This is a genomic window from Geoalkalibacter subterraneus, assembly GCF_000827125.1.
GTDB classification, from domain to species: Bacteria; Desulfobacterota; Desulfuromonadia; order Desulfuromonadales; family Geoalkalibacteraceae; genus Geoalkalibacter_A; species Geoalkalibacter_A subterraneus.
Genome location: NZ_CP010312.1, coordinates 204,658 through 226,468 on the forward strand (window position 1 = coordinate 204,658; position 21,811 = coordinate 226,468).

The 21,811-nt window shown below is 51.2% G+C and carries 33 protein-coding genes; 18 read left to right on the top strand and 15 right to left on the bottom strand.

Annotation, left to right across the window (positions count from 1 at the left end):
• Positions 1–43: 43 nt before the first annotated feature.
• The gene (locus GSUB_RS19530) at positions 44–193 is read left to right on the top strand and encodes a hypothetical protein (protein WP_158414138.1); all 150 of its coding nucleotides are present in this window, start codon (positions 44–46) and stop codon (positions 191–193) included.
• A 48-nt stretch (positions 194–241) separates the two neighbouring features.
• Here GSUB_RS19530 and tmk read toward each other — a convergent pair whose 3' ends face one another.
• From tmk to GSUB_RS17505, 3 genes are all read right to left on the bottom strand, one after another.
• Complete coding sequence (gene tmk, locus GSUB_RS17495) at positions 242–898, bottom strand: dTMP kinase (protein WP_040202931.1); 657 nt, start codon at positions 896–898, stop codon at positions 242–244.
• 175 nt (positions 899–1,073) lie between these two features.
• Positions 1,074–2,699 carry an ATP-binding protein gene (locus tag GSUB_RS19685; protein WP_040202932.1) on the bottom strand — a complete coding sequence of 542 codons (1,626 nt, stop codon included), beginning with the start codon at positions 2,697–2,699 and terminating at the stop codon, positions 1,074–1,076.
• Between the two features lie 4 nt (positions 2,700–2,703).
• The gene (locus tag GSUB_RS17505; RefSeq protein WP_040202934.1) at positions 2,704–3,072 is read right to left on the bottom strand and encodes a hypothetical protein; all 369 of its coding nucleotides are present in this window, start codon (positions 3,070–3,072) and stop codon (positions 2,704–2,706) included.
• Between the two features lie 235 nt (positions 3,073–3,307).
• On the opposite strand from GSUB_RS17505, the gene GSUB_RS17510 reads away from it, so the two are divergent.
• From GSUB_RS17510 to GSUB_RS17520, 3 genes are all read left to right on the top strand, one after another.
• The gene (locus GSUB_RS17510) at positions 3,308–3,613 is read left to right on the top strand and encodes a helix-turn-helix domain-containing protein (protein WP_040202935.1); all 306 of its coding nucleotides are present in this window, start codon (positions 3,308–3,310) and stop codon (positions 3,611–3,613) included.
• Between the two features lie 268 nt (positions 3,614–3,881).
• Positions 3,882–4,238, top strand: coding sequence for a toxin-antitoxin system TumE family protein (locus GSUB_RS17515; protein ID WP_040202936.1), 357 nt, complete (start codon positions 3,882–3,884; stop codon positions 4,236–4,238).
• Complete coding sequence (locus tag GSUB_RS17520) at positions 4,235–4,603, top strand: HVO_A0114 family putative DNA-binding protein (RefSeq protein WP_040202937.1); 369 nt, start codon at positions 4,235–4,237, stop codon at positions 4,601–4,603. Before GSUB_RS17515 ends, GSUB_RS17520 begins: the two co-directional genes overlap by 4 nt.
• Before the next feature lie 160 nt (positions 4,604–4,763).
• On the opposite strand, the gene GSUB_RS17525 is transcribed toward GSUB_RS17520, so the two are convergent.
• From GSUB_RS17525 to GSUB_RS17540, 5 genes are all read right to left on the bottom strand, one after another.
• Positions 4,764–5,126 carry a hypothetical protein gene (locus tag GSUB_RS17525; protein ID WP_040202938.1) on the bottom strand — a complete coding sequence of 121 codons (363 nt, stop codon included), beginning with the start codon at positions 5,124–5,126 and terminating at the stop codon, positions 4,764–4,766.
• Position 5,127: 1 nt separating this feature from the next.
• Positions 5,128–5,292, bottom strand: a complete 165-nt coding sequence (locus tag GSUB_RS19535) for a hypothetical protein (protein WP_158414139.1) — start codon at positions 5,290–5,292, stop codon at positions 5,128–5,130.
• Between the two features lie 13 nt (positions 5,293–5,305).
• Positions 5,306–6,283 carry a hypothetical protein gene (locus GSUB_RS17530; protein ID WP_040202940.1) on the bottom strand — a complete coding sequence of 326 codons (978 nt, stop codon included), beginning with the start codon at positions 6,281–6,283 and terminating at the stop codon, positions 5,306–5,308.
• Complete coding sequence (locus GSUB_RS17535; protein ID WP_040202942.1) at positions 6,280–6,576, bottom strand: hypothetical protein; 297 nt, start codon at positions 6,574–6,576, stop codon at positions 6,280–6,282. The genes GSUB_RS17530 and GSUB_RS17535 overlap by 4 nt, the downstream gene beginning before the upstream one ends.
• Before the next feature lie 215 nt (positions 6,577–6,791).
• On the bottom strand, positions 6,792–8,432 hold the full coding sequence (locus GSUB_RS17540) for an adenine nucleotide alpha hydrolase family protein (RefSeq protein WP_040202943.1): 1,641 nt from the start codon (positions 8,430–8,432) through the stop codon (positions 6,792–6,794).
• 351 nt (positions 8,433–8,783) lie between these two features.
• Between GSUB_RS17540 and GSUB_RS17545 the strand changes: the two genes are divergently transcribed.
• Positions 8,784–9,386, top strand: coding sequence for a helix-turn-helix domain-containing protein (locus GSUB_RS17545; protein WP_144402119.1), 603 nt, complete (start codon positions 8,784–8,786; stop codon positions 9,384–9,386).
• Here GSUB_RS17545 and GSUB_RS18365 read toward each other — a convergent pair.
• Positions 9,383–9,721, bottom strand: a complete 339-nt coding sequence (locus GSUB_RS18365; protein ID WP_052465136.1) for a hypothetical protein — start codon at positions 9,719–9,721, stop codon at positions 9,383–9,385. The two genes, GSUB_RS17545 and GSUB_RS18365, sit on opposite strands and share 4 nt — an antisense overlap.
• A 51-nt stretch (positions 9,722–9,772) precedes the next feature.
• Positions 9,773–10,417, bottom strand: a complete 645-nt coding sequence (locus GSUB_RS17555; protein WP_040202945.1) for a hypothetical protein — start codon at positions 10,415–10,417, stop codon at positions 9,773–9,775.
• A 183-nt stretch (positions 10,418–10,600) separates the two neighbouring features.
• Between GSUB_RS17555 and GSUB_RS17560 the strand changes: the two genes are divergently transcribed.
• The 13 genes from GSUB_RS17560 to GSUB_RS17615 all read left to right on the top strand — a co-directional run bounded on the left by GSUB_RS17560 (position 10,601) and on the right by GSUB_RS17615 (position 18,684).
• Positions 10,601–11,149: a DUF4262 domain-containing protein gene (locus tag GSUB_RS17560; protein ID WP_144402121.1), complete on the top strand. Its 549-nt coding sequence runs from the start codon at positions 10,601–10,603 to the stop codon at positions 11,147–11,149.
• 14 nt (positions 11,150–11,163) lie between these two features.
• Complete coding sequence (locus GSUB_RS17565; protein WP_040202949.1) at positions 11,164–11,898, top strand: transglycosylase SLT domain-containing protein; 735 nt, start codon at positions 11,164–11,166, stop codon at positions 11,896–11,898.
• An 87-nt stretch (positions 11,899–11,985) separates the two neighbouring features.
• A complete protein-coding gene (locus GSUB_RS17570) occupies positions 11,986–13,779 on the top strand; it encodes a ParB/RepB/Spo0J family partition protein (RefSeq protein ID WP_040202951.1) in 1,794 nt (597 codons plus the stop codon).
• Positions 13,780–13,931: 152 nt separating this feature from the next.
• Positions 13,932–14,378: a hypothetical protein gene (locus GSUB_RS17575; RefSeq protein WP_040202952.1), complete on the top strand. Its 447-nt coding sequence runs from the start codon at positions 13,932–13,934 to the stop codon at positions 14,376–14,378.
• 164 nt (positions 14,379–14,542) lie between these two features.
• Entirely contained in the window at positions 14,543–15,508 is a 966-nt protein-coding gene (locus GSUB_RS17580; RefSeq protein WP_040202954.1) for a hypothetical protein, read from the top strand.
• Positions 15,492–16,163, top strand: a complete 672-nt coding sequence (locus GSUB_RS17585; protein WP_040202955.1) for a hypothetical protein — start codon at positions 15,492–15,494, stop codon at positions 16,161–16,163. Before GSUB_RS17580 ends, GSUB_RS17585 begins: the two co-directional genes overlap by 17 nt.
• A gap of 111 nt (positions 16,164–16,274) precedes the next feature.
• A complete protein-coding gene (locus tag GSUB_RS19925; protein ID WP_268747576.1) occupies positions 16,275–16,409 on the top strand; it encodes a hypothetical protein in 135 nt (44 codons plus the stop codon).
• Positions 16,406–17,158 carry a ThiF family adenylyltransferase gene (locus GSUB_RS17590; RefSeq protein WP_040202957.1) on the top strand — a complete coding sequence of 251 codons (753 nt, stop codon included), beginning with the start codon at positions 16,406–16,408 and terminating at the stop codon, positions 17,156–17,158. Before GSUB_RS19925 ends, GSUB_RS17590 begins: the two co-directional genes overlap by 4 nt.
• Positions 17,155–17,370, top strand: a complete 216-nt coding sequence (locus GSUB_RS17595; protein ID WP_040202958.1) for a hypothetical protein — start codon at positions 17,155–17,157, stop codon at positions 17,368–17,370. The genes GSUB_RS17590 and GSUB_RS17595 overlap by 4 nt, the downstream gene beginning before the upstream one ends.
• Positions 17,371–17,382: 12 nt before the next feature.
• A complete protein-coding gene (locus GSUB_RS17600) occupies positions 17,383–17,793 on the top strand; it encodes a hypothetical protein (RefSeq protein ID WP_040202959.1) in 411 nt (136 codons plus the stop codon).
• A gap of 31 nt (positions 17,794–17,824) precedes the next feature.
• A complete protein-coding gene (locus tag GSUB_RS17605; protein WP_040202960.1) occupies positions 17,825–18,022 on the top strand; it encodes a hypothetical protein in 198 nt (65 codons plus the stop codon).
• A 4-nt stretch (positions 18,023–18,026) separates the two neighbouring features.
• Positions 18,027–18,281, top strand: coding sequence for a hypothetical protein (locus tag GSUB_RS17610; RefSeq protein ID WP_040202961.1), 255 nt, complete (start codon positions 18,027–18,029; stop codon positions 18,279–18,281).
• A gap of 100 nt (positions 18,282–18,381) precedes the next feature.
• Positions 18,382–18,684, top strand: a complete 303-nt coding sequence (locus GSUB_RS17615) for a hypothetical protein (RefSeq protein ID WP_040202962.1) — start codon at positions 18,382–18,384, stop codon at positions 18,682–18,684.
• On the opposite strand, the gene GSUB_RS17620 is transcribed toward GSUB_RS17615, so the two are convergent.
• The 5 genes from GSUB_RS17620 to GSUB_RS18370 all read right to left on the bottom strand — a co-directional run bounded on the left by GSUB_RS17620 (position 18,681) and on the right by GSUB_RS18370 (position 21,680).
• Positions 18,681–19,361 (bottom strand): PilZ domain-containing protein, encoded by a 681-nt coding sequence (locus GSUB_RS17620; protein ID WP_084212251.1) that lies wholly within the window; start codon positions 19,359–19,361, stop codon positions 18,681–18,683. The two genes, GSUB_RS17615 and GSUB_RS17620, sit on opposite strands and share 4 nt — an antisense overlap.
• An 18-nt stretch (positions 19,362–19,379) precedes the next feature.
• A complete protein-coding gene (locus GSUB_RS17625; protein ID WP_040202964.1) occupies positions 19,380–19,787 on the bottom strand; it encodes a hypothetical protein in 408 nt (135 codons plus the stop codon).
• Between the two features lie 16 nt (positions 19,788–19,803).
• Entirely contained in the window at positions 19,804–20,184 is a 381-nt protein-coding gene (locus GSUB_RS17630; protein ID WP_144402123.1) for a hypothetical protein, read from the bottom strand.
• Between the two features lie 148 nt (positions 20,185–20,332).
• Positions 20,333–21,121, bottom strand: coding sequence for a cytochrome c3 family protein (locus GSUB_RS17635; RefSeq protein ID WP_040202966.1), 789 nt, complete (start codon positions 21,119–21,121; stop codon positions 20,333–20,335).
• A gap of 67 nt (positions 21,122–21,188) precedes the next feature.
• Positions 21,189–21,680 carry a PilZ domain-containing protein gene (locus GSUB_RS18370; RefSeq protein ID WP_158414140.1) on the bottom strand — a complete coding sequence of 164 codons (492 nt, stop codon included), beginning with the start codon at positions 21,678–21,680 and terminating at the stop codon, positions 21,189–21,191.
• Between the last annotated feature and the right edge of the window lie 131 nt (positions 21,681–21,811).

Sequence of the window (21,811 nt, forward strand, 5' to 3'; positions counted from 1 at the left end):
CTAATCTTGTGACAGGAATGAACTCGGCAGAAAGGATGAGAACATGAAAGAGAATGCGCCGCAAAAAGAGGCAGATCGCTGGGCAGATCTGACGTTTGGCGAGAAGGTGGAGACGGTTCTGGGCCTGGTCGTAATGATTGGGACCGGGTACTTCCTTCTAAAGCACAACCGAACCGATATTGCAGGGCGATGACACAGCTAAGCCCCTACCATGTGTGAAGCAGCGGTAGGGGCTTCTATTTTACACAGCCCTGTCGCGGGGAACCTTCATTGCGCCCAGGATCTTCTTCATTGTGGCCTCAAATACGCCTTCGGGCGAAAGGCGCGCATCGATCATGAACATACGCCTTGGCTCGCGCGCTGCAAGCTGCCAATACCCGAATCGAACCCGGTGATGAAAGCGCAGCGATTCACGCTCAAAGCGTCCCTCCTTGCCGCTGGCTGTCTCAACGCGACTCAGAGCACGCCCAAGGCCGATCTCCGGCGGCAAATCGAGTAGAAAGGTTGTCTGCGGGTAAATCCCGCCTGTGGCGATCTGATTAAGTTCCCGAATGAGTGTCAGATCAAGACCGCGACCATAGCCCTGATAGGCTTCGGTGGAGTCGCAGTAGCGGTCGCAGAGCACCACCGCTCCACGCTCAAGAGCAGGCACAATGACTTCTTCGACATGCTGGGCTCTGCCCGCCGCATAAAGCAAAAGCTCGGCCCTCGATACGATCTCGCTGTTTCGGGCATCCAGTAGTATCTCGCGCACCTTCTGGCCGATGGGACAACCCCCCGGCTCTCGCGTCAAGACGACCTCAATGCCTTTTACCCGCAAGGCTTCAGCTACCTTGAGAATAAGTGTCGATTTGCCCGACCCCTCGCCACCTTCAAATGAAAACAGATTCCTCCCCATGACCTCTCCTTGAATTTTGTGAACTGATTATCTCATAAATTATATAAAAATACAAGAAAATAAAATAAGAAATACATTGGTGGGATTTTTTGTTTTTTGTGAGACTTTGCGACACGAAAAAAGGCCAGAGCAAAGTGCCCTGGCCCTCAGATGAAAGTTCACAGTGACCCATAAATCAGGCCGCAAGCTCTATGCACGCCTCTCCCTTCTCCGAAATCGTCACCAGCAGTTTTTTGCCCTCAAGGGCCGGGAAATCTCCAATTCGCGCCACCCCGTCAAGAACGCTTTTGAGCATTTGCGCGGGATCGCTGTTGCGAAGATTGGCGACCATGGCAGAAAACTTGTCGTAATCACTATCGGCATCGTCCTCGCAGAACAAATCGCACTCATCGCGGTAATTGCAGGCTTGGCGCACCACCTGTCCAGTTTTCTCGCCGGCAGGGACAACAAACCCTTCAGCACAAACCATGGCGTGGGCGGTAAAGGTGACAGGCTCAAGCCCCGGTGCCTTAAGGGTAAAACTTTCACACAAGATGATCTTGCCGTAAACCCACTTGCCCCAGAAATTCTGCTCACCCTGCTCGTTGTTGATTTCAAGCTCCCACTCTTTCTGGTCGAGATTCACCAGATACTTGTTGGCCCAGTGACCTTCAGGGAGACTTCGGCGCAGTACGGGCATCTTGGTATCGAAAAGATACATCCACTCAAAAGCTCCTTCGCCTTCCAGACAAATATCATTCATAATTGAGGCGAGACACACCTGGCCGCTTTCAACCTGCTCGCGGTAGACAGGTTTAGATAAGACTCTCGTCCCATCTTCCCATTCCTGAAAGATCAGAGGGTAGCTCTCTGCCACCTCAAGATAGCTTGCGGGGATAAAGGGCAGGTCGTTGAGCATCTTTACCGCATATTGCTCCACCGCTCGCAGATAGGTGTTTGCGAATTCTTCAGGGCTAAGTCGTGCAAACTCTTCCTCAAGATGTTTTTTCCACACCTCGGCAAGAGCATCCCTGACCTGACAAGCAGCACCTTCCGGGTCGATAAGGCTGTCACGGTCGGGAATACGCGCAAAAAATCGGCGCGGGTCAAGATGGACAATATCGGCCCTGTCCGATCCTGAATAATATCCGCGCTCATCCAAAACCTTGACCCCTTGCAAATAAAATATGCGCCTGCTGCTGGAGAGATCCCCTTTGACCCCGGCGTGCAAGCCGACCAGACTTACATATCCGATCGGCGTTTTTTCAAAAGTGCGGCCGCCATCAAGAGCGCAGGGGCGTGCGATCTCCTCGCCGTTGAAAAAGACCGGGATCGGAAAACCCTTGGCATAAGCCCCAATCTGCTTTGAAAGCTCCTTTGAATCAACATCAAAGCCTTCAAGATCGACCTCGGTTCCAACCCTCGGTGCGTGAATACACGGCTCAACGACAACCGACTCTCCCGCCAGCACATCCTCTGTCACCAGATTGGAACGAAGCCCACCGGATTTAACCGTCACCGTAGGACAGCAAAACAGGGCCGCCAAAAAGCCCATACCGAAAGGCGTATCCTGCCGCTGTATGTTTTCATCCCAGCCGGATTCAGCCACCGAGAGAAGATTCTGAAAATCCCCCACCCCGCAACCGTCATCCTTGACCTGGAGAACCTTTTGCTCCTCAAAATACCGAAAAGAAACATAGCTTGCCCCGGCCCGGCGAGCATTTTGGGCAAGCTCGCCAATAACTTTGAATTTATTGCTGAACGCATAGCGCAAATTGGACATCAGGCGTGACTGATTGATTTTAAGAGAAATTTCGCTCATAGACTTAACCCTCCTGGCTGTTGAGATCATCGTTAGACACAAACCCCCACATCTCGACAAACACCCCTTCATCGGTACGCGCTGCACGCGCATCGTCATCCACCTCGACAGGGTGAGTCGAATCCTCATCGGCATAAAACTTTCGGGCCAGAGCGATCTCTTTTGACCCCGCCCACGCCTTCTGGTCGACCTCTACCCCGGCTTCGACAAGAAGCGCATCCGTTTTTGCGAACCTGGCCTCCACGACGATCTTGCCGTTGCGAAGCGGGGCCGCCTCGTCGTCCCGGCGGTCGATAATCACCACCTCCGGCGTGCGGTGATGCGAATACGCTCTCACCGAACCATCTTCTGCAATCTCAACAACAATCTGCATAAAACCTCCGTAAAAACTCCCGCCGCGAGGAGTTCGATGAATTCCCCTGGTGCGGCAAGTCAGGGGAAGGGGAAAGAGATACCTCTATCAACTATGGTAAGCGCAAAGGAGTAATGACAGAATATAACGAAATATATAAAAAGTCAATATAAAAAATATAATTGACAACCAGAACCTAGAACATTAACATCCTGCTTGAAATGATTGACATATCCAACAAAAGGGGGACACTCCTATGAACAATCCACTAGGGGAGTATCTAAAGAAAATTCGATTGGAAAAAGACATAGGGTTGCGCGAGTTGTGCGACCTTATCGAAAAAGATCCTCGGTGTGGTGTTTCGGTTTCCCCTTCTTACTATTCGCAAATTGAAACGGGGAACAATCTCAGGCTGGAAAAGATCACCTTCGACAAAATATGGGCGATCGCAATAGTATTGGGTATTGACCCGATAGGACTGTTCATTCTCAGTCGGCCCCAAATTCCACAATACCTGGCGAAAAAAAGAAATCGCCATCGACTGTTTCCTGCCGAACTTTAAGACCAAGCAGAAGAAGCTATGAAGACGGGTTGAGGCATTGAGGCCGCCACCGAAGATCAGGTGCTTCGAGACAGCCTCATCATGGGCTGTCACCACCTCGAATCCCACAAAAATCCACCCGCTCCAGGCGTAGCTTGGTCGCTGGAGCGATGAGCTTGATCTATCGGAATATCTGCGGGTCGAACCTTCAATGTATCAGTAAGACGAGGTAGAAATTCGGAAAGTTTGACGGGAAAAACTGCATCGTGTAATATCATCAGGTGATAATATGATTGATAACGAACTGAATTGCCTTCTGGATCTTGACAGAGAAACGTTCCACATGGAGAGGGGATTTTGGGTCAAGTTCGATGTGCGGCAGGTTGAGTCTTCAAGGCAGATCCCTCATGGCATCCGTTATTCTGCGAGCCTTCACGACTCGAGAAACAGGCGAATTCTTGGCTTCGACAATGCCCATGGGTATGATTTTGGAGGGCGAAATCGATACCGAGCACGCAAGGTGACCTGGGATCATATCCATCGTGAAGATCGTGTCGAGGAGTATGAATTTGCCTCTGCGGCGCAGCTTCTCGAAGATTTCTGGCGGGAAGCCAGGGAAATAATAGATGGGGGTAAAAACGAATGAGAAAAAAAATCATCAAGGTCGGGATCATGCCTCGGGACCAGTATATTCAGCGCACAATTGACATCGCCAGCGGTCAATACAAGCCGAAAAAGACAGAGCCGAAAATTTGGTTCGACTCCCTCAAAAGCTTGGGAGAGGTATTGAGTAGGGAAAATCAGGATCTCCTTAAAACAATCCTGGAGTACAACCCCCACAGCATCAAGGAACTCGAAGTAATCACGGGCAGAAAAAGCTCGAACCTCTCGCGCACGCTCAGAACAATGGAGCAGCACGGCCTGGTGGACCTCGAACCTGGTCCGGGGCACACGACCCGACCCAAGGTCAAGGGTACGAATTTCCAAGTCGAATTCGGCTTGATACAGTAACCTGTCTCGAACCGAGCGAAAGGATATTTTCAGACCGAAAAAGGCCGCACCTCGGAAAAAAAGGTGCGGCCTTTTTCGGGCCTGAAGTGGCCGCTCGGGTTTTACGGTGCGACTGCCAAGGGACGTGTAGACACCATTCAATTGAGCAGAGGAGCGAAACTTACCAGCTTGCGGCCTCGACTTCTTCACGAAGTTTCTTCATGGCCTTAGCGTCTTCTCGAAGAGTGAGCGTATTTGTTGAAACAACCTGCATTATCATTTGCCGAAGCATTTGCTCAACAAGATCGGAAACTGGAGAGCGAAGGTTGTGTGCTTTTTCTTTGAGACTTCCCCAGAGTCCGGCTGGGACATGAATCTTTCGAGTCTTTGTTTCGGACTGCCGCGACAACAGAGTGCAGGTCTTAAGCGGGTCGATCTCCGCAATCCGTAAGATTTCCGCCGGCAGAAGGTCGAAGCTCTCCTCCAGAAGATCGAGCCATCGCCAAAGCTGCGGGCTTAGTCGTACTTCGACATTTTTCCCCACATCATCCTCCCGCCAAAGACAAAAACTTCTCGGCCAAGACGGGGGAGGCCAGCGACCAGAAACTGCAGGTCACACCCCACGCTTTCTCAAAAAAAACAAAAGCTCGCTCCATATTGACCGCCAGAAAACCTCCGGCAAAAATTCCGATCAGTGCCTTGAACATCATCTTCTCTCCTTTCTCAAAAACCAAGGGCCATCTGAAGTGGCCTTGGATCTTTGCTCGCGCCTTTTCGCCTGATGCGCCGAGGCCCTTGCCGAACTCCCGCCGCAGCGCCGAAGGCAAATGCTGTCTGGGTATCGGGTATCCCCTGCGCAAGCTCTCTTCCCGCTATGGCGACAAGGGCACGGGTGCGCGCTTGCGGCCGTGCCTCGAGAGTTCGCTGCGCTGCCATCGCCGCCGGCCACACGGCTGGGATCTGGGTCAGAAGACCGCGATAGGACGGATCGTTCTCATCGATCAGGTAGCCCAACTCGCAGCCATAGCTTATCCCCAGAAAATCCTCTCTGTCGCACTCGGACTCGCTTTGCGAGGCCTTGACCCATGCCTGAATCTCAGCCCGCTCGCGCCGACCAAAGAGCTTGGCCAGTGCCCGCGCTTCGTTTGGCTCAAGAAATCCCGGCGTGTTGCAAAGGTCAAACTGCAACTCGGTCTCGTCGGCGCCCAAAAAGACATCGGATAGAATTGCGGCTTCAGCGCGACAGAGCCCGCGGCCTTGAAGGTAGTGTCTCAAATATCGCTGGCAGGATCGCTCATAGACCGTGCGCAGCCTTTGCGAGACCTCCCTGGTCAGCACCCGGCCCTTGCCCGCCCAGGCCCGGATCCTGTTCGAGTCGCAGTAGATAGCTGTTGTCGGACAAACGCTCCAGATCGCCTCGGCGGTTCTGGTGATACGTTTTTGGCCGATACCGAACAGATGAATCGAGGCCGGGCGCACAAGACGCACCAGCTCGGCGACATCTTTTGCGCCCCAGGCCATTTTGTTGAAGGCGAATCCGGGGATGATCGTGCGGATTTCGCTTCCAAGACAGCCGAGATAAGAGACGTACTCAACCCGCTTCCAGCCAATCTGAAGAGGAGCGATGATGCGTGCGCCGCGATCACTTAGCTCTCGAATCTGCTCGATGTGTCTCCACTGAAGCCTGGCCGTCTCGTTCATGTCGCCGATGACATCCGGGCAACCAGGTGCAACAGCTCAGGGCGCTCGCAGGCATCGACCAAGCGAGCGTATTTATCGAGAACGGCATCGAAATCAACCCGGCGGCCCTTGGTAAATGCCGTATAAGCCCCCGAATCGACAAAGATCTGCACGCCGTTTCTGTTGGCCTCGACCATCGCGGCAAAAACCCCGGCGCCAATCTCCTGAACGACAACCCCAACAGGATGTCCGGCCCTGGCGAAACCTTTGAAATCGGCCGGGGCGCTGGCCCCAGACCCAAATGCCGTGATCAAATACAGCCTCCTCCGTAAAAAGTTTTTCGATAAGGGTTTAGGGAGCGCCCGCCGCGCTTTTATTGCTCCCGGTTGCTGGCCGGGTGGCGGGCCTCCCAAGGACAGGTGCTGGCGGGCTCAGCCTGTCCACGCTTCCCCGCACCTCATGTGAGGCCGGTGCCCGTCTTGCGACTCGTTGCACCCAGAGTCAGCCTTAAATGGCTATCTCGCAAAGTTTAAAATCCTGACGCTTCGCCCCAAAGGTCAAGCTGAACCTGCCTGGCCGGATTGCCTGATTTTGGCAAGATGGCGACGTGGCGTTTCGCCTCGCGTTCAATCTCTTCGCCAGAGGAATCAGACTGCGCCGCCAGCTGATCTTCCATCTCCTTTTTGCTCACGGTTTTTTTCAGCAGATCTTTAAGGTCAAAGGCACCCTCGCACAGCCCGACTCGCTCCTTAAATGTTGTCCGACGAAGAATGTTGTCCACAATCCCTGCCTGAGCCCCTTTTGCCAAAGTCAGCGTCCCAAGCCCGACATAGCGCCGGTAAGCTGCGGTAACAACCTGCTCCTTGCCGAAATCATCGATCAGGTGGTCAAGCTCAAAGCCAAAGACATAGCCTGCTGCCTCCTCGTCAACCTCGAACAACGGCCCCTCATTGGCCTGCATAACCACTCGTCCATCCTTAAGGGTGCGCACTCCCATGCACTGGCTGTTTTCATCCAGACTCTCCAGCACAACATCACGCAGGCCGCAGAACTGATACTCATTGCCGGGCTCAAGCCACCCGTCGCCCACATAGAGATAGCGCTTGGACGGCATCTTGAGCGTTTGCGGTTTTTGAGTTTCGGGGATTTCGTAGCGCTCGCCGCGATAATAGATGTCGCGGAAAATACGAAGCGCCCGGTGCCCGCCCCAGAGACCCTGAAGGCTCCAGAGCGCATCGATGGCGATTAGTGCCTGGGCGGAAACCAACTCGAAGCGCGGTTCAATGCCAAGCTGTGCTGCCTTTTCCTTCTCACGCACATCGATCGTCAGACAAATCTGCAGCAACCTCTCACACATCTGCGGCGAGTAAACATCCGGGGTAATGGTGATATAGCCGTTGTTGATCGTGCGCCCAATCCAGGTACGACTGGAGAAATCGTACTGAGTGTTGACCAGATACTTCTGAAGGCGAAGCAACTCCCCCATATAGCCGTAGCGCTCAGGGTCGGTTTCAAGCAGTTTTTCCAGCGAGTGGTCGCGCCCGACCGTGCAGACCGAACATCCGAAGCGACATTTGTAGACTTCGCAACCATTTTGCGTGCGGGTTTCCCGGGACGCATCCCGGTAGAGCCTGATCAGGTTGCCGAAATCGGAAAAAGCCTCCTGCTCACCCTTGTTGCACGCCTTGAGATAGCCCCAGATGTCTGCATCGAGCCAGTCAGCCACAAGACTCAAAACCATGCGGCCCTTCTCGTCTTGCCACAGCCCAGCGACTTCTCCACGCCCCTCCATGCGGCTCTTGCGCCCCGCCGATTCGTCAAAACGAGTTCCCACAACGGTCACAGGAGCAATCTCCCCGTCCAGTTGCGCCAGCACTTTTTTGGCCAACCGCTCCTGCGGGACGACCTTCAAATCTACCGTGCAGTCGCGTTGCGACTTGTTAGCGAATACAGGCAGGGCCCGTCCACCAAGAACCTTGACCACCCACTGGCTACCCAGAGCCGGGGTTGCAACCTCGATTCGCACATCCAGATCGTAACGTGCGGCATAAGCCTTGATGCGCTCCATCTCCCGTCGGGCATGAAGCGCCATCTCAGGGTTCTCGATCAGAGGGTCCGCATGCGTTACAACAATAAAAGGCTTGATGGCTCCGGCACTTTGCTCGACCACCTCTCGCGCCGTGGTTAAGACAAGATTAAGAGTTGTCGTTGAGTCTTTGCCCGAACTCCACGCACAAATTGCTGGGTGTCCTGCGTTAAATACTTCGCGCAACACCTCGCGTGCCCGAGCGACCAGATCCGGCCACGCTGGTCGTGGTCCCGCTTCTTGTTCAAATAAATCCTGCGAAGACAAAGACTCCATAAAACCTCCTATGAAACACATTTTATAAAAAATAAAATAAAAAATCAAGAAAAAAAGAATAGAGAAAAGGGTGATAGTTTATTGTAAAAGCTTGCAATTAAAAATATTGTCTAAAAAGATATATTAAAAAAATTGACTTTTTGTTAAAAATGATATAGTTTGATCTTGAAAGGATTGGGCATGGAAGACATAAAACGTATCAGAAAAAAGCATGGGAAACCTTTTAAGGCTGTTGTTGTCGAGCTGGCATCGAAGGGAATGTCCCGACACGAAGCCGCACAGACACTTGGAATGGCAAGAACGACCTTCTATACATACTGTTCGCGTTACGGTCTGGACTGCTTTTTTGAAAAATCGCCCAAGCTCAGACAGATTGAAGAAGAGTACGGGGAGTCCTTCGAGGAGGTCGTTAAAGGGTTTGCAGAGATGAGATATTCCCGCAGGCGTGTAGCATCGATCCTGGGTCTTAACCTTAGCTACTTCCGCAGTCTGCTTGAAAAATACGATCTATCCGGGCACTTCCTGCCGCAAAAAGAGATGCGCTCTGATTGCAAGGGCCATGGCCCGGGCTGGCCCAAAGGAAAACCGCGGCCTCGCCCGCCGCGCTACAACGATGCTCAAATCCTTGAGCAAGTACGCAAATACCCAAACATGAGCATGTTTAAGGTGTTCGCAGACATTGACATCACCACCGTCTACCGGCGATTCGGGTCCTTCGCCCAGGCCAGAGAAAAGGTCTTTCCGACACCCAAGGAGAATTAATTCTGATCGGGGCTTTTTCGAGTCTCTTCTCGGGACGTCTCTGCGGGCAGACCTGATCTTTCACCAACCCCGTATCTTTCTATCTGGTCCAACTTCGACCGCAGAGATCCAATCCCCCGCTCCCTGTCGACCCTTGCCGCGATAGACCACCATGCCTGATCGTATTCGGGCCAATCAGACTCAATACAAACGCACTCAAACGGACCCCTGCCATCAGCTTTTCTGCCGGCTTCAACTTTCTTGCCGAGTTCCAGCACCAGACGCCGCTCTTCTTCGTTTAAATACTTAAGCATGTCTTTGTTTTTGAGAACAAAATACCGAAATTCGCGCTCCATTCTTGACTCCTTGCTCAACGGTGTGGAGATGAAAAACCAAAAACAACCTGGTTAGCAAGCTTTGCCGAGAAGCGATCTTCCCATAAGTTCATCCCAGTCAAAGGCGTTGCCCAAGGCTTCTTGAATAGAAATTGTCTGCGGCGAGTAACCATGGACCTTGTTGTTAAGAAGGTAGACTGCTTCCGGAACGCTTGTTTTGCCCTCGACAAAGAGAGTGCCTTTTTCGGTCAACCGCCACAGCCCGGCACCTCCGCGCCGACCACCCTGCTGATAGGGCTCAAGCAGACCGAAATGACGCAAGATAGCGTAGTCGGTTCCGGTAAGATCCTTGACTGCATCACGGATATGAAGCCATCCCCCTTCGGAATCACGAACCGAGACCTCGCTGTAGACACGCACCAGAAGCGCGGCCAGCCCACTGTTGAGCTTGCGGCGGTAGCGCTTAACGAATTGATCGCAACAAGGGCACTGCGTCCCTCGATCCATTGCTGCCGCAAGTTGACTGCGGGCCTGCTCGACACTGATCGACTCCCCCCTGTCGCAGCGGTACTCCGGCGCCAACTCCCCGCCAGGGGTTGCGATCCCTGCACCCATTAAAAATTGCAGCGCCTGCTCTTTGCTCCATCCGCGTGTTTGCATAAACCGACGCATACGCTCTGCCAACTCCTCCACGCTTTGCTGCTGGTTGCGTTCCATCCGCGAACCTCCTTTCCTAATGGTTTTTGATTCTTTCGAGAATACCTCGGGGAAAAGCCAGAAATAGCGTTGAAAAAGCTCCGATTTCAGCCTTTTTCAATGTCTTTTTTGCATGTCCGGCTAAGACTAAGGGGGAACTTTCAATGAAAAAAGGATTTGGCGTAACAGATATTTTAAAAAAACTTGACTTTTTATAAAATAAAAAATAAGATAGGTGTAAAAGAGAAAGGAGGAATAATGGATAAGCGACAAGAAGACTTCTTCAGACAGCGTGAGAATAAAATCAAGAAGAAGATTGTCTCCGACATCGAAAATGTGGGCTGGAGCGTCATCGGTGTATTTGGTGATATCGAAAAAAACGAGCCTCCATTTAGCTACTCTGTGGGATTCAGCCGGATGGGAAAACCGGAGATCATCGTTGTGGGGCTCCCCTTGGAAATTGCTCAAAGCATTATCAACGAAATCGGCCAGAGGTTTAAGAAAACAGGCGTTTTCCCTGTGGCAGGAGATATCAGGGATGATCTGGCGAATCTGCCCTGCACCTTTATTGCGCTCTCGGAGCAGGCGGTCAAAGAAAGACTCAGGGCAGCTACCGCTCTTATGGACCCGCCCGTAGAAGCCCTGCAGCTTATCTGGCCGGATCGGCAAGGAAAGTTTCCCTGGGATGAAGGCTTTGATGAGAGCATGCGAGCCGCACAGCCTCTGCTTGGCACCCCGCCCCTTAAACATTGAAAAAGGAGTTTTCAGTGAATTTGGGATCAAGAGTTTTATCATTTGTTTGTCGTCAATACAGGGAAGGTCTGCACCGGCCCCGTATTCTGCTGGCCATTTTTCTCTGCGCGGCGATCTCTTTCGGAGCAGGCTTTTTCTTCTCGGCCCTGGAGAGTTCGGCGCAACGGATTGCTGTGCTGGAAGCGCAAAAAGAGCGATTTAAAATGCTGACAGAGCAGAGAAGGGAAACGATAGCCGACCTTCGTCGCCAGATTGAAGATGCAAGGGTGCGCATCGAGGCTATGGAGGCAAAAAGAAGATACCACGCCTCACTTGTTGATCGCATCATGGAGTCTTACTACTACCTGGACAAAGAATATGTGGAGCAGATCGTCTCTGCGGCGATCAGCACAGGAGAGCCGGAACTGGTTCTTTCGGTCGCCATGGCAGAAAGCTCTTTGCGCCACGACATCGTAAGCCACAAAGGCGCAATTGGGCTCACAGGCATTATTCCCAGGTACTGGAACGATGAACTTCAAAAGGCAGGCATTATCGAGAAGCCGTCCGACTACTACTCCCCGGCCAAAAACCTTGCCGCCTGCAAGCACATTCTCGACCTTCTGCGCCAGCGCTTCGATGGCGATCTGGTCAAAGCCCTGCGCTACTACAACGGCGGCTCCCCAGGGGTTCACAGGTATGCCCAATGTCTTGCCTACGCTCAGAAAGTCATCTCTCACAAGGAAACTTTTTTGACTTTAGCCGCATTGTGATTTGCGTTAAAATTAATATAAAAAAGATTGACAAAAAATATAAATAAAGGTATTGTATATCTATAAACAAAAAGGAGGAATGACCGCATGGAAGCAAGTATTGCTCAACTCAAAACCCCTGAAATTCCCTTAAGCCTGTTGTGTCTCAACTCTTACAATGCGCGCAAATTTGAAAACCCCTCACCGGAACGAAAAGCAGCCCTTGATGAACTGGCCGCATCGATTGCCGCCAAGGGCATCATTCAACCGCTTCTGGTGCGGCAGGTCGAAGGGGATAAGTTTGAGATCATTGCAGGCGAAAGGCGCTATCGCGCAGCGCAGATCGCCGCCGAGGCCAAAGGACTCTCTGTCGATGATTTCATGGTTCCTGTCACCCTGTCCGAGAGTGACGACCAGGATGCTTACGAGAAGATGCTGATTGAGAACGATCAGCGCGAGGGGCTGACCCCTTTCGAGAGGGCTCAGTCCTACCAACGCTATCTTGACGAACGGGGCAATACCCTCGATTCGCTCAATTTTCTTTCCGAAACCACAGGTGTTCCCGTTCATGCAATCCGGCGAAGTGTCGCCTTGCTGAGTCTGCCTCAAGCCGTTCTCGATAAATGGCAAAGCGGCCAGATCTCTCAGGGCCACGTTGAGCAATTCACCCGTTTGAGCGGCGAGGAGACACAGCTTAAAGCCTTGACCGCTTGTCTCCAGAACAACTGGACGGTCAAAGAGCTTCGCACCGCGATTGAAAACAGCTCCCCCGCCCTGGAGATCGCCCGGTTCGATCAAAGCGAATGCAAGACCTGCCAGCACAATTCCTCGCTGATGTCGTCCTTGTTTGCAGACGGCTCCGAGCAGGGCAAGTGTCTGGCCCCCAAGTGCTTTGAAAAAAAACAGGGTGAGCATTTCACCAACAACTGGAGCAAGGGAAAGCAGTTGTTCGGCACCAACGGTTTTCGTTTTGCCCACAGGCTTACAGCCCCTGAGCGCGAAGTTTTGGCCGAAGATCAGAAAAGCGCCGAGCGCTGCCTGTCGTGTCCCGAGTTCGTCAGCATTGTGGATCTCTCCGGCAAGGTTGCAGATGGCGCAAACCGAGCCTGTGTCGGGGCTAAAAAATGCTTTGAAGAACTCTACCTCAAGGTTGAAAAAAAGCCGGAAGAAGCACCTGTCGCACAGCCGCAGGAAGATACGGTTGATACCGACACCGCGTCCAAGAAGGACTGCGAACAAAAAAAACAGGGCAATGCCGCCAAAGCCTCAAGCTCTTTGAGTGAGGACGAAAAAGCCAAGCGAGCCCAGGCTAAATCACAGAAACGCTGCCTTGAGGCGCGAGAGGCCTTCTATGCCGAGGCGATCAAAGAGCGCATTGATGCGCTTGATTCCAATTCGGCCCAGGTTCTGCGTCTGGCTCTCTTGTGTCTGGCCCTTTCCTCCTCCGAAGCCAAGTCCTGCATTAAGAGCAAGATCGGCCTCGATAACTATTGCCGGTCGGAGAAAAAAACCATTGCAGAAAAACTCCAGCAGACCCCCGATGATCAACTCACGCAGATTCTGCAGGCCTCGCTGACAGAGCCCCTTCTCAAAAACGATTCCTGGCAGGGGGAAGCAATGCCCGAAGTGCGCCGTGTCGTTGGTTCAATTCTTGGGATTGATCTGCAAAGCGAGTGGACGCTTAGCGAAAACTATCTCAAAAAGCTCTCCCAGGCCGAAATTGTGGCCTTCGGAGAAGAAGATGGCGTTAAGCTTTGGGAAGATGAAAAGGTTCTGGCCTACAAGGAAAAGCATTATCCCAAAAAAGGCTGGATGTCTCTCAAAAAGGGTGAAATTCTCGACTGCATCCTCAAGTCAGGGGCCGATCTCAAAGGTAAGACCCCCAAGGAAATGCTTGGCTGACCTGTTCCCTAAAATGCGTACCTCAAAAGCCCCGGCCCTGCGGTTGGGGCTTTTTTCTTTGAATAGGAGCAAAAAAGGCAACCTTTTCGGCATAAACCCATAGCTCCTTCTGGCGTAATATGAGATAAAACCACCGACAAGGAGCTTTCTCTATGCCTGAAAAGCCGCAGAAAACCAACCACCCCTCGATGCCTTATACTACCCCGGCCAATAACAAAAACCTTGTTGATCTTGCACAGTGCGAGACGATTGAATCCCAAATGCCGATAAAATTTGAGCGTACAGGGCGCATCATGAACCGCTTTGAGGGCGAGTGCATTGAGTGCGGCGAGCCACTTGACGCAGCCTTTATCAAGGGCAGAGTCAATACCTACTTTGCAGGGGTAGCGATTATCGAAGCCGCAGGGATCTGCCCGCAATGCAATCACCTCTCGGATCTCAGTACCCGTATTCGGGAAGACGGAAGTTTTGCCATAAGAGATGAAAGTGGCAACTGGCAAGAAATCCGGTTTACCCCCGCCCTGGTGCTTTTCGCCTTTGTCTTGAAAGCCGCCGCCATTACCAAAAAATGGGGCAAGCGTCTCTTGTTCAAGCCGTAGCCCCAACATTTCTTGCTGCTTTGCCGGCCTGTGTCCGACCCCGACAAGGGCACAAGGCTGTTGCCATGATTGAACAAAAAAGATTGACAAAATAATAAAAAATAGATATTGTTTGGTTTATGAAAAACATCATTGGTCAAAGAATTTCTCAAGAGATCGCCCAAATGACCCCGTATTCGGCGGTCAAATATGAGGACGTTACGCTTCGCACGATCATCGAGCGCCCTTACCAGGAGGTCTTTGGTCCTATCCGCGACAATGCGCCAGGATCTTTTTGCTCGCCCTATAGTCGCACCCCCAAGATTGCGGCCACAGCAAGAAAAAGCCCCCGCCGCAGGCAAAAGCCTCATCCGAAACAGCCGGTTGAATACAAGATAAGCCCAGGGTTGTGGCAGTCGGTAAAGGCGGTGTGGGATTTCTACCAGAAACGTCCCTCAGTGGCACAGGATGCCTCACTGCTTGATCTTTCCTTCAGCAACGACTCCTTGCTTAAATTTCTCCAGCCCTTGGGAGAGGTCTTTAACGAAAACAATTTTTGCTACGATTGGATTGAATCTCTCCTCTACGCAGAAGATCTGATAAGGCTCGACACCCTCTGGTTCGATCTGCCCTGCATCCCTTGGGATGGGGAGGAAACTGAATTCTATGAAGGACTTTTTTTCTCCCCCGCATCCTTTGGCCAGGTTCTGCAGGCCACTTTTGAGCAAGCAGATCTGGAGCAATGCCTGAGCAAAGAGAGCAGGGCGCTGGTCGAACGTGTGGGACTTTCTGTTGCCGCAGAAGTTTATGCGGAAGCAAACGATAGCGAGAAAGTGCTTGAACTCAAACAGTTCAGCGAATTTCCGGGTCTGTATAAGACCGTCAACGACAAATACCCTGACCTTATGGAAAAATACTGCCCCGTAACGATAGGCGACTCCCCCACCCAGGTCGAATTTGTCGATAAAGACCATATCGATTTCGCCATTGAGTTCACCAAATGCTTTACAAACATCCTCGATATGGCTCCTGACCCCTGGGCCATCCTTGAAGGAGGGGATGAAGCAATCGCTCTGGTTGAAGATATGTGCCGGGTTTACCGAGAGAACAAGGATGACAAAGGAGGAAAAAATCTTGCAGACGCAGCCTGAATCAAGTCTTTATCAGCGACACCTTTACTCCATCGACATCTACGATGAAGATACGGTACTGACCGATTACACCGAAGAAGCCCACAAGCGCTATTTAGTGGAAAAGGATCAGTTGATGAAGTTTTTTCGCTCCAACATCTGCTTTAAGCCCGAAAAGGGGTTGATCCAGGTCGAAACAGACGGCATAAAAAGCATCTATATCTACGACCTGGCTCCCCAAACGCGCACCATCATGGTGCTTGCAAGAAACGCAAAAGAGCCACAGGCTTTTGAAGTTGAAGTTCCAGGCCTGATCGTCAAGGCATCTATCTCTGAATCAAACCAGGGCTTCACGGTTCATTCGCTCAACCTCGCCTGCTATGCCGGTCGTAAATGGACAGACAAAAAACCACTCTACGAGCTGGCCCTTCCCAATATCTCAGATACCTCTTTGTGCCTGGGCTCTGGAGCCTCGGACATTGAGGCCAGAACTGCGCGTGAGGCCATCGAATTTGCAATCTTTGAAACGCCTTTCAATACGCACAACAATATCTGCGGAAAAGCCAATTTGTCGTTTCAGGCGTTTCACCAGAAACATCAGGGTCGTTTTCCCTTCTCACAACTCAACCGCGTTGACTGGAACCCGCTGGAAAAAGAAGCCAGAGATTTTTATTGACTCCAATAAAACAAAAAAGATTGACAAAAAATATAAAACAATATACACTTATATTGCTTTTAAAGCATAGCCGGACTTTGAAACAAAAACTCTTTTCCTGCGGAGAACAATATGGCTTACGACCCACAAATCAAATGCCCCGGTTGCGGTATCAGTGTTCCCGATGTCCCTGAAGGTGCGGACAAAGAGGAGATGCTCTGCAATTGCTGCTACGCCCTTGAGTGCGAAGGGGAGAAAGACTCTTGAGCCGCAGCCCGAAGATCATGAAAACAAAAAACTTCATCGCCCCAAGTTTCTCCAAGATTTACTTGGTCGGCTGTGGCGGAACGGGCGGTTATCTGGCGACCGGCCTTGCCAAGATAATTGCGGGTTACGAGATCAACGCAGAGCTTATCCTTGTCGATCACGACACGGTAGAGCAGGGCAATCTCTCGCGCCAGGAATTTATGCCCTGGGAGACAGGGGAGAATAAAGCCATTGCGCTGGCCGAAAGACTCAACGAGCGATATGGCCTTAAAATCGCAGCCATTGACCGGCGGTGGGGCAAAAATCAAAGATCAACTCATGATTCCCTGGTGATTTCCTGCGTTGATAACGTAGCATCCAGAAAGGAGATGAAAGATCTCGGGTTCTGGCTCGATCTTGGCAACGGACGCGATCAGGGGCAGGCTATTTTTGGAACAACTCCTCACAAAACGCCGGTCAAAAAGGAAGTGCAACAATGGGATAAAACACCTGTGGTTGCCTCTTTACCCAATGCGTATCTTGTGGCAGGCATGAAAAACTTAAAAGACCGCAAACAGCAGCCTTCCTGCGCCCAAACTCCCTTTGACGAACAAGGGGTCTTAATCAACCAGTGGGCCGCTCAAGCAGGCCTTGCCATCCTGCATCAACTTCTTGTCCTGCGAGAAGTCTCAACCCCGTCGATTTATTTCGACACAACCAAGGCCCGGATGCTTCCGGCAAGCATCACCCCTGAGTATTTGAAAGTATGAAGAAAAAGCCTGCAAAAAAGTTAATCGAAGGCTATATCTATGCTCAGGGGAGCCTCTGTCCGGCATGTCAGAGCAACCAACTCGATACGGGCTTTCCGCAACCAGACCAAGGGGCGCTGCTGATGCCGATTCGCTGCCAGATGTGTGAAGCGCAATGGGTGGAAATCTACACCTTGACCGGCATAAAGGATCTAAAGACCAAAGAAGAATAAAAGACAAGGCATTTGTATATAAAAAAGATTGACAAAAAATTTAAAACGAGATATATTGAACAAAAAAACGGAGGAAAGACGATGGCAAAAGAGAGAGTTCAGGTGTCCTTTCATTTCAACATTGATCCTGCCGAGATGATGATTGGGCAGATCAGTCTCCCTGAGACAATCATGAAAACGGTGGCAGTGGGTGAAAGCGAGCCTGTTGTAAGCAAGGTCAACTCCAGCGAGTTGAGTGATCAGGACCGGGCCAAGCTCATTGACATGATCGAGCAGCGCGTAATCAAGGCAGGCAAAAAGGCCAAATCGGTCAAATCTTCCGCCGATGCCTTTGCTTCCCCCGCGCCCTCAAAGAACAACTCGGGTACGTCCACGGAAGAAAAGACACAGCCTTCCAGTGAGCCAACCCTGGATCTTTTTTAAGCCTTTCTCAAATAAAACGTAAGGAGTATTTATGCCTGAATCCACGCAAAATACCGATATGGTCATTAAATTCAAGTCCAAGCAGTTTCATGTTCCCGAAGGTTTCACTGCCGAGGAATATGTCGAAAGTCTCGCCATGATCTACCCGCAGGAAGCCGCCAACGCCAAGCTGATCGAGGAGTCCGATGGTGTATTCGTCCTCAAGCCGCTCTACCACGAAAAGGGGTGATCCCATGCACAGAGTCCAACCTGGACAAAAAGCCAAAATTCTCACCCTGCAGGTCGCGGTTGACGCTGAAGCGGACGAAGCTTTTGTTGCCGATGAGATAAGCGCCCTTCTTACCGAGGGCGCATTGGCGCAAAAAGACTCATCCATTCTGGATTGGAGATACCACCGGGATTTCTCGAACGCACCGATCACCCAAGCTTCAAGCGATCCCCAGAAGGGAGAAATTTTTGAAGGGCCGAGTTCGTCTGAAGACCTGTAAATAAAGCAGAAAAAACCTCTTTTTCAGCATAAGCAAAAAAGCCTTGGCAGGAGATAATGTCTCTGCCGAGGCTTTTTCTTTTTGCAAAAGGAGGCAATGGATGATGACTCTAAAAGAGATCAATGGCTGGCTTAAACGCCTGGAGGTCGGAGAAAAGAGTTCTTGCTGTGGGATCTTTGTCTGGAGAACCTCTAAACAAAGGTGGGCGGTCGGTTCAATTTCAAGCGAGATGAACGAAAGTGATGCCGCCTGCGCGATTAGCAATCGCATTTCAGACAAATTGATTCTGGCGCAAAAGAGTAAAAAGCCCGCCAAAGTGTGCATGGTCGCAAGCGACCAGAGGCATGGCAGGCGTGTCGAAAGAAAGAATACATCAGAGAGAGAAAGATTGGCAACGAACTAAAAAACGACCTCATTTTTCAGGCGCAAGTGCCGCCGGTGTTCGCTGAAGCAATACTGGATAATCTCATCCCGATCAGCCTCCTTGATCTGATCAAAACTCACCGCGATATTCCAGCATTGCTCCTTGTCTTTTACCGTCCTGACGACTCTGGCTACACACCCGATGGGTTCGCTTTGCTTGCCGGGTAGACACAGATCAAGCCAAACCCTTTTTGATGACTCAATCCTCGCATCTGCTGAAAAAAGAAGCCCGCCTCCGCTGAGATTCAAACATTGGCCAAGCGGCTTGAGAAATTCCTGAGAAAAATCCAGGTCGCTTCCACTGATGTTGAATTGGATAGGGAAACTCGTATTGACCCTGAAATACTCCCTTTTCTGGTCGTATTCAAAGGCCTTGATAATATCTACCAGGATTTGATTGTCGGAAACCTTCTCCCGGAAAGCAGCCTGCATGACCACTGCCGGCCCGCAAATATCGTAGGTGTCGCTTCGAAAATCTCCGTCTGAGTAAGACGCAAAGACATCCCGTCGAAAAGAGACCACGGCCATTGAATATGACACGGGCCTGGCGACAGCGTGAATAATTTGGGATTTGCTACTTGATCCAGACGCGCAAAAGGTGATGGGGGAAACCTCTCCCAGAGCCGCGACTGCTTTTCGGATACTGATTTGCTGCATGATCGAAAGGCCTATTGGTTAAAGGTAATTTCCGTCTTCACGTTTTGAAGGAATCCGAGAAAAGATGGCTTTGTATTTCAGGTAGAGCCAGTAGCAAAGAATGACCAGGGTCGCACCGGAAAGAGCGAGAAAGGAAACGCCCAGCCACTCAACGGGGCGAGTCGGAATCTTATTGTCCAAAACCCCCCAGACGGAGAAAAACAGCCCTCCGAGTAAAAACTTAAGCCAGACCTTATCGAAGAGCTTCTGGCCTTCCCCAAGGTTTCGCGAAATGCCGATCAGAGAGGCCACAAGAAAAAGAGGCGTTGCGGCGATAAAACCCAGAAGGGCAGAAGGCCCCTGCATGGTCTTGTAGAGAAACAGCGCCAATATTGCAGCACAAAGGCTTACCCACTGAGCGATAACTAAAAAAGTGCTTTTTTTCAAAAATTCCTCCGTTGAGTCATTGCCTGGGCAGAGATGTCGAAAGTCCATCGCCGCCGTCAAATCGAAAACGGGCAACGTCGGTTGGGTGAAAAACACCGATCTCAACCCCAGGCAAATTTTTCAGCAAAAAGAGGTGGCTGTTAAAGAAAAGAGCCCCGCCGACCTCGATAGATTTTTTATCCCACACCTTGCCGCTGCCGTTGCAATATCCGCAGTCAGCGTCCAAGCCAGATACCCACTCTGGGTAAATATATCTTTTCCCGGTTCCCTTGCAGGGCTTACAGTGTGATTGTTCGACTCCGACCTCCGGCACCTCATGCCAGATTCGAGGCGTTTTGTCGAAATGCTTCGCACTCGAGCCACCCATTATGGCCGGAGCCTCCGGGTTTTCACCCACGCCACTCCTGCGCGGAACCCGAACCAGGATTAAACCATTAGTCGCAAACGTCCAGTTACCTTCGGACCAGGGCCTGCCTATACTTTCGTTGTCTCTGCTTCCGCAGAACTGACTTAAATCCACCACAGCCTCAACCCTCCGAACATCCCTATTTGATATGGCAGGTAAAACAAAGCCCGGAGCCTTTATTCGACACAGCAACAAAAGGCTTCTTGCCCGCATACATGTCGTGGCAGGACAGACAACTTACCCGCCCAAGATCAAGGTAAAGGGTGCTGCCCACGCTGCGGGTATCGCGAAGCTCAAGATTGGTAAGCGCAAGGCTTTCGTAATCCATTCCGATCGGGTGAGATCCGGAGTGGTGCGTGCTATATTCGCCAAAGCGCGTTTTGGCCTCCGGCGCGGAAATTCCATCAAGATGACAGCCTAGACATGCAAGCGAATCTGAATCCAGCTTCTGACCATCTCGCTCAACCCCTCCACGGCCGAACTCGTCAACGCCCGAGTAGGTACTGACGCGATGAAATTTACCAGCCATCCCGTAATGGATGCCATTGACCGGCAAGACGTTATCATGGCAGTGAGAACAAAAATTTTGAGCCCCAAGCTCTCCACGAAGAAGGTAGGGGTTATTGTCATTGTCCTCGCAGGGGATATGGCAGGTTGCACACATCATGCGCCCCCGCGTATCCAGAGGAAAATCGGCCGGCGCCGAAACACTTCCCAGCGAAATTCCCAGCGCGTGCCCACGCTTTTGAACCCCGTCATGGCAAGACAGACAAACCCGGTCAATATTGTCCTTAAGGGTCAAGGTCGCACTTTCACCTTCTTCAGGAACGGACAAATGACATTCGTAGCAATCGAGATTTTCCCGATGAGGAGAGCCCCAGACCACGCTGGCCGTTAGCAAAAACAACAAACAAAGAACTTTTTTCACAGAAATATTCCTCCTTTAAAATAAAAAGAAAGGTATCATGTTTTAAATAAAAAATCAATATAAAAAACTAAATAGCCTTTCTCATCGCAGGAGAAAACATTTCAAGGAGCTGTTCTTGCTGAGACTTGGTGATTCGCAGAAATTTAAGCCCCATGCCGGGGACAAAGGGGTTGATGCCCCATGAACGCGACCAGCGAACTTCGCAAAGAATCGGGGTGCGGTCTTTTAAACAGATAATATCGAGATAGAGCTTTTGCTTTTTCTCCCACACCTGGCTTGAGGCCACAAAGCAGCCTCCTTCACTTAAATCCATGGTGAAAGACAGGATGTGTTTCTCAAGCCCTGCATGGTCGCTTAGCCTAACACTGAGATAGACTTCGCGCCGATCCTGGATGCGGTAGCGACGGGGCTTAATCGTTGAGCAATATCTCAGAAAAGAGTCCAGATCTGCGCCAAGTCGGGCCTGCACCGGCATATAGTTGACCTGCCCATCCGCGCAAAGTTTAACCAGCAGGGTAGGGTAGACCTCCTCAAGATTGCGCAAGATGGTCTTGTCCACATACGACGATTTCATTCTCGATATAACATCGATGACAATCCCACTGTATTCATGGTCTCTGTAGGGAGATTGAAAAAGTTTGTTCAGATCATGAATCGGCGTTACGGGGTAGCCCCTTGACTCAAAGATCT

Bases quoted from the DNA above. Each gene is read 5' to 3' on its own strand.
- GSUB_RS19530 (WP_158414138.1), top strand. From the start codon at position 44: ATGAAAGAGAATGCGCCGCAAAAAGAGGCAGATCGCTGGGCAGATCTG.
- tmk (WP_040202931.1), bottom strand. From the start codon at position 898: ATGGGGAGGAATCTGTTTTCATTTGAAGGTGGCGAGGGGTCGGGCAAA.
- GSUB_RS19685 (WP_040202932.1), bottom strand. From the start codon at position 2,699: ATGAGCGAAATTTCTCTTAAAATCAATCAGTCACGCCTGATGTCCAAT.
- GSUB_RS17505 (WP_040202934.1), bottom strand. From the start codon at position 3,072: ATGCAGATTGTTGTTGAGATTGCAGAAGATGGTTCGGTGAGAGCGTAT.
- GSUB_RS17510 (WP_040202935.1), top strand. From the start codon at position 3,308: ATGAACAATCCACTAGGGGAGTATCTAAAGAAAATTCGATTGGAAAAA.
- GSUB_RS17515 (WP_040202936.1), top strand. From the start codon at position 3,882: ATGATTGATAACGAACTGAATTGCCTTCTGGATCTTGACAGAGAAACG.
- GSUB_RS17520 (WP_040202937.1), top strand. From the start codon at position 4,235: ATGAGAAAAAAAATCATCAAGGTCGGGATCATGCCTCGGGACCAGTAT.
- GSUB_RS19535 (WP_158414139.1), bottom strand. From the start codon at position 5,292: ATGATGTTCAAGGCACTGATCGGAATTTTTGCCGGAGGTTTTCTGGCG.
- GSUB_RS17530 (WP_040202940.1), bottom strand. From the start codon at position 6,283: ATGAACGAGACGGCCAGGCTTCAGTGGAGACACATCGAGCAGATTCGA.
- GSUB_RS18365 (WP_052465136.1), bottom strand. From the start codon at position 9,721: ATGGAGCGCGAATTTCGGTATTTTGTTCTCAAAAACAAAGACATGCTT.
- GSUB_RS17555 (WP_040202945.1), bottom strand. From the start codon at position 10,417: ATGGAACGCAACCAGCAGCAAAGCGTGGAGGAGTTGGCAGAGCGTATG.
- GSUB_RS17570 (WP_040202951.1), top strand. From the start codon at position 11,986: ATGGAAGCAAGTATTGCTCAACTCAAAACCCCTGAAATTCCCTTAAGC.
- GSUB_RS17575 (WP_040202952.1), top strand. From the start codon at position 13,932: ATGCCTGAAAAGCCGCAGAAAACCAACCACCCCTCGATGCCTTATACT.
- GSUB_RS17580 (WP_040202954.1), top strand. From the start codon at position 14,543: ATGACCCCGTATTCGGCGGTCAAATATGAGGACGTTACGCTTCGCACG.
- GSUB_RS19925 (WP_268747576.1), top strand. From the start codon at position 16,275: ATGGCTTACGACCCACAAATCAAATGCCCCGGTTGCGGTATCAGTGTT.
- GSUB_RS17595 (WP_040202958.1), top strand. From the start codon at position 17,155: ATGAAGAAAAAGCCTGCAAAAAAGTTAATCGAAGGCTATATCTATGCT.
- GSUB_RS17605 (WP_040202960.1), top strand. From the start codon at position 17,825: ATGCCTGAATCCACGCAAAATACCGATATGGTCATTAAATTCAAGTCC.
- GSUB_RS17610 (WP_040202961.1), top strand. From the start codon at position 18,027: ATGCACAGAGTCCAACCTGGACAAAAAGCCAAAATTCTCACCCTGCAG.
- GSUB_RS17615 (WP_040202962.1), top strand. From the start codon at position 18,382: ATGATGACTCTAAAAGAGATCAATGGCTGGCTTAAACGCCTGGAGGTC.
- GSUB_RS17620 (WP_084212251.1), bottom strand. From the start codon at position 19,361: ATGCAGCAAATCAGTATCCGAAAAGCAGTCGCGGCTCTGGGAGAGGTT.